Origin of the sequence: Nodularia harveyana UHCC-0300 (assembly GCF_034931085.1) — a bacterium.
GTDB lineage: Bacteria > Cyanobacteriota > Cyanobacteriia > Cyanobacteriales > Nostocaceae > Nodularia > Nodularia harveyana.
Genome location: NZ_JAYGHG010000044.1, coordinates 1 through 13650, shown reverse-complemented (window position 1 = coordinate 13650; position 13650 = coordinate 1). Strand labels below are relative to the sequence as shown.

Below are 13650 nucleotides of genomic sequence, written 5' to 3'. Positions count from 1 at the left end.
ATTTTTACAATTCAAATAGAGTAGGACTTACGCAAAATCATGAAAAAACGAACCACAAAGGACACAAAGGACACGAAGTAAAGAGGGTTTGAGAGAGTTCTTGCGTAAGTCCAATAGAGAAGTCACTAGTGACTCTACATCTGCTACATTTGATTGGTTGAACATAGTAAAAGGGGAATCTTTACAGAGGATTCTGCCCAGATACAATGATGAAACCTACAGAATCAAGTCGAATCTGCGGCTGATGAATCCCTTCTAAAATAGCTGCATTCAATGCAGTTTCTATTTGTAATTCTTGGGCGAGTACAGAATCATCTTTTTGCCGATTTAGACGTAGGTTTAATTGCTCTACTTTTTTATTCAATTTCTCTGCGGCTAATTGAGCAGATTGTTTTTGCAATGCGATAAATTTAGGATGCTTCAGGAGTAATTCACTAGAACTATTCCGCGCCTGATGACAGAAATTTTTCCAATTGCTAGCAACAACAAAAGCATCAATAATTCCTAAGCGTTCCTTTGCGAGATTATAATCTTTGGATTTATCACTGTTCCTATCCTTATAAGGTCTTTGCAGGATTTTCAAGAGTAATTCATCTTCAACTAAACTCATGGAATCATTGCGACCATCAATAAAGATAGTTTCTAAAACTGGTGGAAACAGAGCATCAACACGCCGCTTTAAGGTATAGTTCTGAGAATTATCTAGTTTGTAGGTTGTCAAAACTTGCTTGACAGCTTCTAAATTGGTTTCTACTACATAATTGAAGCGGAAACCAAACCATTCCTGACCTTTCGTCGCATCCCACGATTCATCGGTGCGCCATAGAGCGAAAGCTTTACCTCTATCATCCCAATTTATATGGCTGACAAGTGATTCTATCAATCCCTCGCCAATGCGAAATAGTTTAACACCGGAATTTTGGTTGGCTATTCGACGATTGTACGTACCAAATTGGTCGGTATTATTATTAGCAAAGTGAGTTTTTAACTCATCTAGAGATACTAAAGTGCGCGTTGTTGGTTGATAACGTTTAATTTCGGCTGAGTTGGGATTATTAACTGTCTTAAATCCCAGCGCGTCGCACATCCAACCTTCAGTCGCTTGTTTCATTTCTACATGACAAGCGTCATAGTCATCGAGGGCTTGAAAATATTGACTGGTATTTTCGTCGAGAATATCAATTTCATCAAGGGCAGTTTGCTCGCTAATTTTCAAGGTTTCGGCGGTGATTTGTTGTTGAATTGGTGCAATCATTGCTAATAATCCCGCAGCACTTCCTTGAAACAAAGCTGTTTCTAATTCTGCTAGTTTCTCATCTACATAAAATTGTAGACTAGCAATGGATTTCTCAAAGATTCCAAAACCATTTTTGAGTAATTGATACCAAGCATTGTGTGGACTATCTTCTAAGTAGGGGCCAATTAATGCATAGGATTGAACTCCGATTTTGCTGCCGATGCGGTCAAATCTGCCGATTCTTTGCTCTAATTGATTAGGTGACCAAGGTAGGTCAAAGTGAATGAAACAGTCGGCAAATTGTAGGTTAAATCCTTCTTGACCAGAGCGATCGCATACTAAGATAAAGCATTTGAGGTCATTTTGAAATCTGGTGAGATTTTCCGCAACTTTGTCTCTGGCTTCTGCAAATTGATGGCTGGCGATCGCTTCTGCACCAAAACTCTGAGATAAACGTTGTACAATTGCTTTACAAGATTGTCCAAAACTGGTAAATACCACAATTTTCGGCAGAGTATCACCAGGCATGGGGCGGCGGATTCTATGCTGTATTCTGGTAATTAATTCTGGCTTATTTCTGCGAATACTTGGGGAAATTTTGAAGTACGTAGCTAGTTGATTCAGTAGAACTGTATTTAAATTTTCTGTGCGTTCTCCCTCTTCTACAGATTGACGCAGAATTTGCAAACAGGATTGCAAAATTTCTGTTTCCTCTGGGAATTTAGGAGTAGTAGTTAAGATGCGAAGATCATTTTCTTTGAACTCTGGGATGAGTTGAGATTGGGTTTTACCTGTGAGACGCGCAGTAATTACCTGTTCTAAAATTCCTAACCAACTACCAGAAGCGAGGAAGAATAACAGAAAAATTTGCTGATAGGGCTGTTCTTGAGGGGCGAGAGTACGCCATTTCTCCATGAGTTCATGAATATCAAGCGATCGCTCATCTAAATCATATTCTTCTTTCGGTGTCACGTCTCGATCAAAGATCACATCTTCCACCGCAGCGCGACGGTTACGCAGCATTCGCCGATGTAGTCGATAGGTTTCGCTAATGTGGGTGCGAATAGCTGAGATAATTTCCGATTTTTCGGCAGATTTGGCTGTTAAACAATTTTCTAAATTGTCCGCCTGATTCATCAAATACTCATCCTCAGCAAACAGATTTCGCAATTCTGGGAGGTGAGTTTTCACGGTATCTTCGGCAAAAGACAGGAGAAATCTGCCAATTTCCTGGCAATTTTGCACCTTGGCGCGGAAACCTGCCAAATCATGCAACTTATAGGTTATGGGGTCGAGCAGATGTAACATGGCGAGGAAATTCTGCTCGTGGTTAAGTACGGGAGTAGCAGATAATAACAACAAGCGATCGCATTTATGAGCCAGAATTTTACAAGACTCAAAACGCTGACGCACTGCTGCATCCCTAGAAGTAGCCATTGCAGCCACATGATGGGCTTCATCCACAATTAAGCAGCCAATATTCGCTTTCTGGTTAATTTTATGAATATCTTCAACCGCCAGCACTACCACCCGTTTGCCAAAATGAGAGATATAAAATTTATTTTCTAATTCAGTCCGCCATTGTGAAAGTAAATATTGAGGAACCAGTACCACCGCACCTTTTTTTGGTTCATCTAAGAGGAATTGACGGAGAATTGCACCCGCTTCAATAGTTTTTCCCAGTCCCACCTCATCTGCTAGTAAATAGCGTTGAATCGGGTCTTCCAGCACCCGACGAACAACTTCCACTTGGTGGGGATAAAGTTCAATATTCGCCGAAATCAGCCCTCTAATTCCGTGACTAACAGCCCGTTGCTGAATCAATGACTTAATAAAAGTTAACCTCTTATCATGAAAATAGGGTGTTTCGTGACCCTTCATAGCCAGAGTTTCAATCGGATCGGTGATCGGGATATGACAACGGACATAAATTTCCTGTTCGGTGGCAATTGTCGTCTTCTTGTCAGGTAGATCAATTTGATACATTTCTGCATCTTCATCCCAGGTACAAATTCGCCCAATTAACCATGTATCCTGGTTTGGTGAGCTAATATAGCAACGAGTTTGGGGCTGAAGCCGAACTGGAGACAGGGAATCTAAAGGTAAAGTTTTTTCGAGGCGTTGCCCTCCTGAGCAGAAATACTCAACTATCACATCAGGCTGAGATATCTCAGTAACTTTTCCTATTCCCAAATAGTTTTTCTGGGACTGCACCAGCGAACCAAGCTCAATCATACTTCGAGTTATTTGAATATCTTAAGAGAAATTACTACGCCAAGAGCAATAGCAGCTCTCCACACTAGCTTGATAAACGGAATCTGGCAACTTGAATAAGGGGTAAGGTAGTCAGAGGATGTTTCAACAGGTGCTTTGGCTATGATTAAGTCAGAACAAAATCACAGCGATCGCAAATAATTCCCTGAAAATACATAATGGTAACGACAGTTGTTGTCATTAACACTCTCATTTCACTGGTACTGCTCTACATAGCTTGGCGAGTGTGGAAACTAAAGCAGTGGATCGGGTATATAGCTGATAAACTCAACGCCTATGAACGGAATACTCATGAGTTCCTCTATCAAGCACCTGAAAATATTGATATTGCCCAGCAAAAGATTTATAGTTTGCGCCAACGAAATCAAAAGCTACAAGTACAAGTCCAACAAGTACGTCAAATTATCAGTCTGCTATTGTTAGGAAAGCGGTTCTGGGGTCGCTCTTTCGGCAAGATAGAGTTGACATCCACAACAAACACAGTCTCCAAATAAAAGCAACATTTCCGACTCACATCTAGTCACGATAGATTAATTAAATCGAGTCATTTTAATCTTATCAGGGTAAAAATCACACCTAAAATGGGTGTAAGGAGAGAAATAATTAGATGTCTAATAACCGTTCTGGACTATTTGTTGGCGGTTTCATGCTGGGAGCTACTATTGGTGCTTTAACTAGTTTGCTTGTAGCTCCGCGTACAGGGCGCGAAACCCGGAAAATTTTACAAAAATCTGCCAATGCTATCCCCGACTTAGCAGAAGATTTATCAACAAGTGTACAAATTCAGGCAGATCGCCTTTCTACCAGCGCACTGAGAAATTGGGATGATACCTTAGAGAAACTGCAAGATGCGATCGCAGCTGGTGTAGATGCTAGTCAACGCGAAAGCCAAAACTTAAAGCAGCAACAAGCTCAAACAGACTCAGATACGATTTCCCCACAATTGTAAAGTTTATAGATGACATAACCGTGATTGATCCCCTGTTTTGGTTGGGAATGTCTTTACTCTTAGTCGCTACCAGCCTCACTGCTGTTTTGGTAGCGGCTATACCCGCTTTGCAGGAGTTAGCTCGTGCTGCTCGCAGTGCAGAAAAGCTATTTGACACTCTCTCACGGGAGTTACCACCTACCTTAATTTCCATCCGTCAAACTGGAATGGAAATCACAGATTTAACCGATGATGTCAGTGAAGGTGTACAAAGCGCCAGTCAAGTGGTTAAGCAAGTTGACCAAAGCCTAGATAGTGCCAGAAAACAAGCTAAAAATGTGCAAATCAGCACTCGCAGCCTAATTGTAGGTGTGAAAACTGCTTGGAAATCTTTTTCACGCTCCAAACCCACCAGGCGCGTTGAACGCCTACCAATTGAAAAACCACAACTGTACGAGAAAGAGAAATTAAGAAGGGAGTAGAAGAGGCAGGGGGTGTGGGGAGTGTGGGGAGTGTGGGGAGTGTGGGGAGTGTGGGGAGTGTGGAGAAAAGTTGTACTTTCCCAATGACTAATGACCAATGACTAATGACTAATGACTAATGACTAATGACTAATGACTAATGACTAATGACTAATGACTAACCTTTGCTTAAATCTCTTAGATTAGAGTAAAGTAAACAAGTGTAAAGAAGTATCAATTTTCCCATACTCTTTTAAAACAACTTGTTCACTTCTACTGTCTATATTTATATAAGAACGTCCATGCAGTCTTGTTTTTGGCGAAGAACACTGGTATTTATTGCGGTATTTTTTTTGGCTGGGTCAATGTGGATCATGGATTCCCGCCCCGCTCTGGCTTATGATAATCCTGACTTATTACCCAACTTTCAAACTCCAGTTATAGATTTAGCTAAATCTCTCACAGATATCCAAGAAGCAGAACTGGTGAGTGATTTAGAGCAATTTGAAGGTGAAACTGGCTGGAAACTGCGAGTATTAACCCAGTATGACCGTACCCCAGGTCGAGCAGTGATTAATTATTGGGGTTTAGATGATAAAAGTATTTTGCTAGTTGCTGATTCTCGTGGCGGTAATATTCTCAGCTTTAGCGTCGGGGATGCCGTTTATGAACTCCTACCCCGGACTTTTTGGATAGAATTACAAACCCGCTTCGGAAATTTGTATTTTGTGCGAGACGAAGGTGAAGACCAAGCCATTTTACAAGCTTTAAATTCAGTTAAGGGCTGTTTGCTTCAAGGTGGTTGCTCGGTGGTTCCTGGTTTACCTCAAGAACAATGGATACTCACACTGATTACTTCAGTTGTGGGGGGAATAATTTGTGGATTTGCAGCTCATCCCCAAAAAGAAGGACAGATTATTGCTTGGCAATGGGCTTTGATTTTTTCACCTTTATGGGGAATTTTGTTTATTGCTTTTGGCATTGGCCCCGTAGTGACCCGTACTCATGACTGGTTGCCTCTAGTTCGCAATATCTCTGGTTTTCTGATTGGTGCTTTAGTGGCTTACTTGTCTCCTCTTTTGACTCGTTCCTCTTCTAATGCTGAGTCTTAAGTTTCTCAGTGCTGAGTGAAAATTAAAATACTCAGCACCGAGGGTTCCTGAAACTGATAAGCTAAAAGCTGGTATCTCAGAGCTGAATGGCAATGGAATGGCACGTAACTGATGCTGAAAGTTTAGCAATCATTGATAGTGAAATAGGTAATCATGTTTTTTCACCCTCAGAGTATGAAATTGTTAGGCGAGTGATCTATGCCACGGCGGATTTTGAATATACATCTCTGATTCACTTTTCTGAGCGTGCTTTACAAGCTGGTGCAGCAGCTTTGGCAGCACGTACTACAATTGTGGTAGATGTCCCGATGGTACAAGTGGGTATTGCCCAGGATATTCAAAATACTTTTGCTAATCCCGTTTATTGCAGTATGGAGGCTTTAACACGCCCACAAAAAGAAAAATCCCGTGCTGCTTGGGGAATTGAAACTTTAGCCAAGCGTTACCCAGAGGGAATTTTTGTAGTTGGTCAATCTCAAACAGCTCTAACTGCGTTGGTAGATTTAATTGCATCTGAAGAAATTCAGCCTGCTTTAATAATTGCTACTCCAGTCACATTTGTGAATGGGGATGAAACTAAAGAGCGTTTGCAAGACTCTCTGATTCCTCACATCATTATTGAGAGTCGCAAAGGTAATGCCGTTGTAGCATCTGCTATTGTTGATGGATTGGTAGATTTGGCTTGGCAAGCCTATGGAAAGGAGAGAATAAAAAATTAAAGATTTAATCAACGGTAGAAATAGCCAACAGAAAGGTTCATTGGGTGAATAATCTGAAAAGTCCCCACCTTCAATCAAGTCAGGTGGGGGGACTGTTATGCTTATTCCATTCTCTGGCGACGGCGGTTTGATTTTGCTGGTTGTTTTTTACGTAAGCGGCGACTGACTTCATTAAAAAAGTCTCTTCGCAGATAAGGATAGTCGTTTACCCACAGGTCATGACTGGGAATGTAGACATCAGTAAATTCTTCAATCCTGCTTAAGTCAGAACGGTTGGACATGACAATCATTTCGGCAATTTGACCACGGACAATAACTTTGTAGGAATTACGTAATGGTGCTTGTAACTCTATGGTAAATCCTGTATTATCACCGATTTCTAGGTTAATTCGTTTTTCCCGATTTTCAACAATTACTAATTCACCTTTGTTATTAACGGTTTCTTGTTTGCCCATTAATTTGTCTGTAATCCACCAATCTAAAATTCGACCGCGAAAAAAGCCACTGTATTTATAACGCCGGCACTTGACATTGCGTATACTCGCCTGAAATACGGGATACCAGAGCCAGAAAAAAGCACCCATGACTCCAGTTAAAAATGTAATGGGGCCAAATTCTAACTTTAAGATGACTTCCCCTAAGAGAATAATGGCTATGGCTATTACAGAAATTAATACTCGCTGCAAAAAATTTGAAAATTTCCCGGCGTAGTACTGGTATTGTGCGCCAGTGGCAATGAAGGGAATTAGTTGTTCAAATTTTTTCCGAGTCAGTGGGACTAACATAAGCGCTGAGTTTGCCAGTTAAAGTATTTTTTCTAATCCATACACTAATGACTTGAGCTGCGATACTTTGCGAATTGCTAGCAGTACTCCTGGCATATAACAGGAGCGATCGCTGGTATCATGTCTTAATGTATAAATTTGACCAGGTGCGCCAAAAATCACTTCTTGATGGGCTATCAGTCCCGGCAGCCGTATACTATGGATTCTAATGCCTTCTTCTGCTAAACTGCCTCTGGCTCCTGGGATTTTTTCAGTCTCTTCGACAATAGCAGTGTTAAAAGGTTTACCAAGTTCTCCTAGTAATTGTGCGGTCTGAATTGCAGTCCCACTGGGTGCGTCGGCTTTTTGATTGTGGTGGAGTTCAATAATTTCTACATGGTCGAAATATTGAGAAGCTGTGACTGCGGCTTGTTGTAACAGTACCATCCCAATGGAAAAGTTAGGAATAATTAGACAACCGGTACTAGCTTTTTCCGCAAAGTCTGCTAAATCTTTTAGTTGTTCTGGACTTAAGCCGGTTGTACCGACTACTGGACGAATTCCGTAGGCGATCGCACTCCGCACATTATCATAAACTCCATCAGGGTGGGTAAAGTCTACCATTACCCCTGGAGGTGACTGTCTATCACCAGCTACATAACCCAGCATGGCTTCAAATTGGTTGGTAATTGGCACTTCTAAAGGTTCGCTTAAACCTGCTAATTCTCCAGCGTCTTGGTCTTGATGTTCTGGACTGGTGTCAATTGCAGCCACTAAGTTTAAATCTGGGGACTGCGCCACGGCTTTAATGACTTCACGACCCATTTTACCGGCCGCACCGTTAACAATAACTGGGATAGGAGCTTGATTCGTCATAATTCGTAATTCGTAATTCGTAATTCGTAGTTTCGGCTGCGGGTAACACTACTCGAAGACTGGCGACCAAATTTCGGCAATGTTCACTTCCCAACCGGGGAGTAAATCTGGCAAAGTCAGGATATCTCCATTTTGTAATACTATTTTCTCACTAGAACGGTAAACTTCCATAGTTCTGCTTCTAGGGTCAATTAAAATGCCGATTTTAGTCCCCAGGCTGATAAATTCTTGGATTTTTTCCCGGAGTTTATCTAAAGAATCTGTCTTAGACTTCACCTCTACTATTAAATCGGGTAGCAATTCGGCATAATCTTCTGTAGAACGTTTGAGCCTATCTGCTCGGATAAATGATACATCGGGAGCGCGTAAATCTTTGTTAGGTAATCTAAAGCCAGCACTGGAACCAGTTACACGTCCTAGTTGGCGTGGTCTTACCCAATTCCTCAGCAGCGCTGCAAATTCAGTTCCTACTTCTTCCGATTCGTAACCTGATGGACTCATAACAACTACGTTCCCGTCTACCAATTCCATGCGATAGTCAGGATGAGCTGCTTGGATTTTCTCTAAGTCTTTGACAGTGAGAGACATAAGACCTCCTGAAATATCTAAATCTATCTTGGCATTTGTGTTACTCAATTTTAGATTTTAGATTGATTCATAGTTACAAGTGCCATGAAAATGATTATCATTTAATTATGAATATACCGATGATTACCGTTGTTGCTGGCCCGGCTGGTTGTGGCAAAACTAATTGGATTTGTCAACAGCTACGTAATACTGCTGACGCGGAAACTGTGATTTATTTTAGTCCTGGAACTGGTAATGTCCCCATTGACCAGATACGCCTGAGTGCGGAGTTTCCAGAGGTGAAGGTTTTTAGTGATGGGGAAGAAGTAGAATTTCTTAACCAGCTAGCAGGGGCTGAGAATATTTATATAGAACTAGGATTTTACTTGGAATTAGGATCAATTGAGCAAATTGTCGGAAATGTCCCATATCAGTCTGTTGCAGTTTTACCGTCACATCTGAAAGATTCGGAATATCACACCTGGGCTGAGAAAATTGTCAAAGGGCTGGATATTGAAACCAGTATTACCCAAAATCAGATTTGGCGATCGCCCACCACCGGTCAAGTTATCGACGAAGATAGTTTAAACGAGTTTTGGTATGAACTATCTCATGGTGCTTATGGTACAGTAAGCCGGGCTAAAGGAATTTTTGATGTTGCTGATGGTAGGGCGCTATACGCCGATGTTGTCGCCAGTGTACCCACAACAGATTTTTTAGAATTAGACTTACCGCGCCATTTAGAAGGTAGACCCCAGCGTTTTAGTGGTTTAGAAGTCTGGGGAGAAAACTTAGATGAGTCTGCTATTAAACAAACATTACAAGACTGCTATTTGTCAGATAGTGCGATCGCACAATACCAAGAACAAGTAAAACAAATTCTTACAGAGGAAAGTATACAGTGAAAATAGCAGTTATGTCATGTATTCATGGCAATTATGAAGCATTAGATGCCGTCTTATTAGATATAGACCACCAAAAAGCTGATAAAATCTTTTGCTTAGGCGATTTAGTCGGATATGGACCACATCCCAATGAAGTAGTCACAAAAATCCGCGCTTTAGATATTCCTACCTGTATGGGTTGTTGGGATGAAGACATAGTAGAAGGCTTAAACGCCTGTGATTGTAGTTATCCCTCCTTATTAGCCGAGAAACGCGGAAAAATTGCTCACGAGTGGACAGATAAAGAAATACATCCAGAACACCGGGAATTTTTCGCCCAATTACCCCACAGTTTACGATCAGAAAATTTAGCCTTCGTTCATGGTAGCCCCCACAGCAACCACGAATACTTACTACCAGAACTGGATGCCTTCGCCGCCCTAGAGCGCGTACTTTCCACAGATGCAGATGTGCTTTTTTGTGGACATACCCATGTACCTTATGTACGTGATTTAGACACAGGTAATTTAGAAATTCGTGTCCAAAGTCAGGAAGCAGTAGAAGAAAAGAGCTTTACAGCCTCCCTAAAGCGGATTGTTAACGTCGGTTCTGTCGGCGAACCCCGGCATGGGCGACCCAATGCCACTTATGTAATTTACGACACAGATAGGCAAGAAGTAAATTTGAGGGAAGTACCTTACAACTATCAGAAAACCTGTGCAGCCATCATTGAAAAAGGTTTACCCAAAATTTTTGCATGGCGTTTAGCCCAAGGCTTAGAATTTGCAGAAAGGGCTGATGACCCCACCCACGTTTGTACTCGGTAATGGCGAATGACCGGAAAGATTGTTATTTCCCAATGACCAATGATTTACCCTGAGCGTAGCCGAAGGGCTAATGACTAATGACTAAAAAAATGAATAATTGGGCAATTTTAAGCGGAATTGAAGGTAACTTAGCGGCTTATGAAGCTGTGGTGGAAGATATTAAACGTCAGAATCACATAGACGCTTTGTATATTTTAGGCGATTTAGTTGGTCCCAGACCAGAAACCGAAGAGTTAATCAAACGAGTCCTCAACCCCCAACCTGGAGAACTAGAACCACTGATTTGTAAAGGTTGGTGGGAAGAACAATGTTTTATTCTCCACGGACTAGGAGGAAATGGTGAACCCACAGAATTAATAGCCAAATATGGCGGAGAAACAGTTAAAATCCTGTGGGAATGCGTCTCCCGTCCCATAGCACAATGGTTAATGACCCTAGACTTTGGTTTTTTTGAACTGGATTCTTTATTAATACACGGTACAACAGTCAGCATTGACGAAGAACTCACCCCAGACACACCCGCAATTCAAATGCTAGACCGCTTATCAAGAATGCAAGCCAATAACTTATTTTGTGGTCGTTCTGGGTTGGCTTTTCAATATCAACTACAAGCAGGGTCAATTACTACCGGAGTCACAACCTTAGATAGTTCAGCATCTCCCGAAACTGTGCAAATCTCAGCGCGTCAGGTCATCGGGGTGGGAAATGTCGGGCGAAAGCCAGGGGAAGCAACTTATACTCTCTATCATCCAGAGACTAATCATGTAGAGTTTAAAACTGTCCCTTATAGTTTGTAGTCATGACTTTATTCCTCTCCCTCTCTAGCACAACCTTCCAAAACCATATCCCCTTTGATAAACAGCGCTGAATAAGGATACAGGTTATCTGACATTCCATCGCTACAGTTATCAACTTTTCTGATAATCAACAAACTCTGTTCTTTGTCTCCCAATTTATACACTCTTACTGTATCTGGGTTTCGTCCATCAGCAGCTAATGGTTTCACATAAGGGAAAGTTTGGTTTTCGTTGCTTCCTAATGAAGAATAGACAATTTCAGTTTGGCTGACATTGATACTCCAAAAGGGTTCAGTCCCAAAAGCCCGAAATTCTTGACTCTCGGTAGTATCATTACTAGAAATCACAGGATTATTGTCATTATTGGTGCTGTTGCCTTGATTCTCGGTAGTATCATTACTAGAAATCACGGGATTATTATCATTATTGGTGCTGTTGGCTGGTACGCAACTAGTTATTCCTAATAGAAGAGTGCAAAGAATTAAGGTTTTCATGGTTTGAAAAATGTATAACAACTCATTCAGTTTACGTATCGTTACTTAAGTCGTCAGGTTGAATTTCGCAATCAGTCAGGGAAAAACTAACCGCAGAGGCGCAGAGGTCACAGAGTTTACTCAAAGAAAATATGCTGTCAGTCCTCACAAAGAGTTGGTATGAGTGTCAAAATGTTAAGTGTAAACTTGATTGACAGGGTGAGTTATGCCGAAAGCGATTTGGAATGGTACTGTTTTAGCCGAAAGTGATAACACTGTTGTGGTAGAAGGTAATCATTATTTCCCAGCAGACGCTATTAAAAAGGAATATTTCCAAGAAAGTAACACCCATACTAGTTGTCCTTGGAAGGGTCTCGCCAGCTACTACAGCATTGAAGTTAATGGACAAACTAACCAGGATGCTGCTTGGTACTATCCTAGTGCTAAGGAGAAGGCTAAAAATATTGAAGGTTATGTGGCTTTTTGGAAAGGTGTAAAAGTTGAGGCTTAGTTTTTAGTTCTGTGTTTTCTCAGGTCTGATTAAAGAGAGAGTTTAGCCAAATATATGGTATTTGAAGGATATTAGATACTATATATTTGGCTATTGGTTAATTTTGCACTAGCTATCATTGTGCCATAAAATAAAGAACTTACGGTTTTTGGGTTACTTTTATGGTGCGAATTTGTTGATATAGTAATACAAAATATAACAAATGAATAAATAAGTGTTCAATAAAGGCGTAATTGTTGTGACAAATATGAATAACTACGAATTAGAATTATCTCAAGAGGAAATTTTAGATGAAGAAGATAATGATGAAGAAGCAGAAGAAAAAGTTACTTTCCAGTATGATCCTGAAAAAATAAATATTGTTACAAGGGAGCCAACTATTGAGCAATTACTCAGAAGAATTGACGAAGAAGCGCTTGATTTAGCACCTGATTTTCAACGACAAGCAAATATATGGACTCCAGAAGCGAAAAGTAAATTAATTGAATCTATTTTGATTAGAATTCCATTACCTGCTTTTTATATTGATGCTACTAATGAAGATGAATGGGTAGTGGTAGATGGATTACAGAGATTGTCTGCTCTCAAACAATTTATGATTGATAAGAGTGACAAGAGACTTAAATTAGTTGGATTAGAATACTTAAAAGAACTTATTAATAAAACCTATGATGAATTAGAGCGAAGATATCAACGGCGCATTTTAGAAACTCAAGTTACAGTATATTTAATTGAAAAAGGTACACCTTTAGAAGTAAAGTATAATATTTTTAAACGAATCAATACGGGAGGTGTACCTCTTTCTAATCAAGAACTACGCCATGCTTTGAACCCTGGACAAGCTACAAAAATGTTGGCTAATCTAGCTTCTTACCCAGAGTTCAAAAAAATTGTTCCTCTTAGCGAAGAGAAGAAAAAAAGAATGGATGATAGGGAATTTGTTGTAGGCTTCCTCGCTTTTTATCTAATTTCTTATCAAGAATATCAATATGAAACTAGAGAATCTTTCCTTAGTAAAGCTTTATCTAAAATCAATAGTCTTTCTCAGGAAGAAATAAAAAAAATAGAAGCAGATTTTAAAAAAGCAATGATTGCAGCATTTGATATTTTTAATAAGAATGCTTTTCGCAAGCTGTCTAATAAAACTAAAAGAAAGTTTCCACTTAATAAATCTTTATTTGAGGTTTGGTCTGTAAATTTTAGCAGGCTAAGTTTAGAAG

15 protein-coding genes are annotated in these 13650 nt (G+C 40.4%); 10 read left to right on the top strand and 5 right to left on the bottom strand.

The window, feature by feature from the left end; genetic code table 11:
- Positions 1-181 precede the first annotated feature (181 nt).
- On the bottom strand, positions 182-3472 hold the full coding sequence (dpdE, locus tag VB620_RS19295) for a protein DpdE (RefSeq protein ID WP_323197773.1): 3291 nt from the start codon (positions 3470-3472) through the stop codon (positions 182-184).
- 197 nt (positions 3473-3669) lie between these two features.
- On the opposite strand from dpdE, the gene VB620_RS19290 reads away from it, so the two are divergent.
- The 5 genes from VB620_RS19290 (at position 3670) to VB620_RS19270 (ending at position 6731) form a co-directional block, all read left to right on the top strand.
- The gene (locus VB620_RS19290; RefSeq protein ID WP_323197772.1) at positions 3670-4005 is read left to right on the top strand and encodes a hypothetical protein; all 336 of its coding nucleotides are present in this window, start codon (positions 3670-3672) and stop codon (positions 4003-4005) included.
- A gap of 113 nt (positions 4006-4118) precedes the next feature.
- Entirely contained in the window at positions 4119-4460 is a 342-nt protein-coding gene (locus tag VB620_RS19285) for a YtxH domain-containing protein (RefSeq protein WP_323197771.1), read from the top strand.
- Positions 4461-4480: 20 nt separating this feature from the next.
- Entirely contained in the window at positions 4481-4921 is a 441-nt protein-coding gene (locus VB620_RS19280) for a hypothetical protein (protein ID WP_323197770.1), read from the top strand.
- 281 nt (positions 4922-5202) lie between these two features.
- Positions 5203-6012, top strand: a complete 810-nt coding sequence (locus tag VB620_RS19275; protein ID WP_323197769.1) for a TPM domain-containing protein — start codon at positions 5203-5205, stop codon at positions 6010-6012.
- 92 nt (positions 6013-6104) lie between these two features.
- On the top strand, positions 6105-6731 hold the full coding sequence (locus tag VB620_RS19270; RefSeq protein ID WP_323197768.1) for a precorrin-8X methylmutase: 627 nt from the start codon (positions 6105-6107) through the stop codon (positions 6729-6731).
- Positions 6732-6832: 101 nt separating this feature from the next.
- Here the strand turns inward: VB620_RS19270 and VB620_RS19265 are convergent, their stop codons facing one another.
- Genes VB620_RS19265 through VB620_RS19255 form a run of 3 tightly spaced genes read right to left on the bottom strand, consistent with a single transcriptional unit; the run spans position 6833 to position 8959 of the window.
- Positions 6833-7516 (bottom strand): phosphate ABC transporter permease, encoded by a 684-nt coding sequence (locus VB620_RS19265; protein WP_323197767.1) that lies wholly within the window; start codon positions 7514-7516, stop codon positions 6833-6835.
- A gap of 18 nt (positions 7517-7534) precedes the next feature.
- Entirely contained in the window at positions 7535-8371 is an 837-nt protein-coding gene (dapB, locus tag VB620_RS19260; protein WP_323197766.1) for a 4-hydroxy-tetrahydrodipicolinate reductase, read from the bottom strand.
- Positions 8372-8419: 48 nt separating this feature from the next.
- Positions 8420-8959 (bottom strand): Uma2 family endonuclease, encoded by a 540-nt coding sequence (locus VB620_RS19255; RefSeq protein ID WP_323197765.1) that lies wholly within the window; start codon positions 8957-8959, stop codon positions 8420-8422.
- A gap of 107 nt (positions 8960-9066) precedes the next feature.
- Between VB620_RS19255 and VB620_RS19250 the strand changes: the two genes are divergently transcribed.
- The 3 genes from VB620_RS19250 to VB620_RS19240 all read left to right on the top strand — a co-directional run bounded on the left by VB620_RS19250 (position 9067) and on the right by VB620_RS19240 (position 11446).
- The gene (locus VB620_RS19250) at positions 9067-9843 is read left to right on the top strand and encodes a CobW C-terminal domain-containing protein (RefSeq protein WP_323197764.1); all 777 of its coding nucleotides are present in this window, start codon (positions 9067-9069) and stop codon (positions 9841-9843) included.
- Positions 9840-10649: a metallophosphoesterase family protein gene (locus tag VB620_RS19245; RefSeq protein WP_323197763.1), complete on the top strand. Its 810-nt coding sequence runs from the start codon at positions 9840-9842 to the stop codon at positions 10647-10649. The genes VB620_RS19250 and VB620_RS19245 overlap by 4 nt, the downstream gene beginning before the upstream one ends.
- A gap of 89 nt (positions 10650-10738) precedes the next feature.
- A complete protein-coding gene (locus VB620_RS19240) occupies positions 10739-11446 on the top strand; it encodes a metallophosphoesterase family protein (protein WP_323197790.1) in 708 nt (235 codons plus the stop codon).
- Between the two features lie 8 nt (positions 11447-11454).
- On the opposite strand, the gene VB620_RS19235 is transcribed toward VB620_RS19240, so the two are convergent.
- A complete protein-coding gene (locus tag VB620_RS19235; protein ID WP_323197762.1) occupies positions 11455-11940 on the bottom strand; it encodes a COG3650 family protein in 486 nt (161 codons plus the stop codon).
- 205 nt (positions 11941-12145) lie between these two features.
- Between VB620_RS19235 and VB620_RS19230 the strand changes: the two genes are divergently transcribed.
- Positions 12146-12430 (top strand): DUF427 domain-containing protein, encoded by a 285-nt coding sequence (locus VB620_RS19230; protein ID WP_323197761.1) that lies wholly within the window; start codon positions 12146-12148, stop codon positions 12428-12430.
- A 247-nt stretch (positions 12431-12677) separates the two neighbouring features.
- The coding region (locus tag VB620_RS19225) for a DUF262 domain-containing protein (protein ID WP_323197760.1) at positions 12678-13650 on the top strand (973 nt) is incomplete at its 3' end.

What these genes read in the sequence shown, in the direction of transcription:
- dpdE (WP_323197773.1), bottom strand. Translation starts at nt 3,472, where the DNA reads ATGATTGAGCTTGGTTCGCTGGTGCAGTCCCAGAAAAACTATTTGGGA.
- VB620_RS19290 (WP_323197772.1), top strand. Translation starts at nt 3,670, where the DNA reads ATGGTAACGACAGTTGTTGTCATTAACACTCTCATTTCACTGGTACTG.
- VB620_RS19285 (WP_323197771.1), top strand. Translation starts at nt 4,119, where the DNA reads ATGTCTAATAACCGTTCTGGACTATTTGTTGGCGGTTTCATGCTGGGA.
- VB620_RS19275 (WP_323197769.1), top strand. Translation starts at nt 5,203, where the DNA reads ATGCAGTCTTGTTTTTGGCGAAGAACACTGGTATTTATTGCGGTATTT.
- VB620_RS19270 (WP_323197768.1), top strand. Translation starts at nt 6,105, where the DNA reads ATGGAATGGCACGTAACTGATGCTGAAAGTTTAGCAATCATTGATAGT.
- VB620_RS19265 (WP_323197767.1), bottom strand. Translation starts at nt 7,516, where the DNA reads ATGTTAGTCCCACTGACTCGGAAAAAATTTGAACAACTAATTCCCTTC.
- dapB (WP_323197766.1), bottom strand. Translation starts at nt 8,371, where the DNA reads ATGACGAATCAAGCTCCTATCCCAGTTATTGTTAACGGTGCGGCCGGT.
- VB620_RS19255 (WP_323197765.1), bottom strand. Translation starts at nt 8,959, where the DNA reads ATGTCTCTCACTGTCAAAGACTTAGAGAAAATCCAAGCAGCTCATCCT.
- VB620_RS19250 (WP_323197764.1), top strand. Translation starts at nt 9,067, where the DNA reads ATGAATATACCGATGATTACCGTTGTTGCTGGCCCGGCTGGTTGTGGC.
- VB620_RS19240 (WP_323197790.1), top strand. Translation starts at nt 10,739, where the DNA reads ATGAATAATTGGGCAATTTTAAGCGGAATTGAAGGTAACTTAGCGGCT.
- VB620_RS19235 (WP_323197762.1), bottom strand. Translation starts at nt 11,940, where the DNA reads ATGAAAACCTTAATTCTTTGCACTCTTCTATTAGGAATAACTAGTTGC.
- VB620_RS19230 (WP_323197761.1), top strand. Translation starts at nt 12,146, where the DNA reads ATGCCGAAAGCGATTTGGAATGGTACTGTTTTAGCCGAAAGTGATAAC.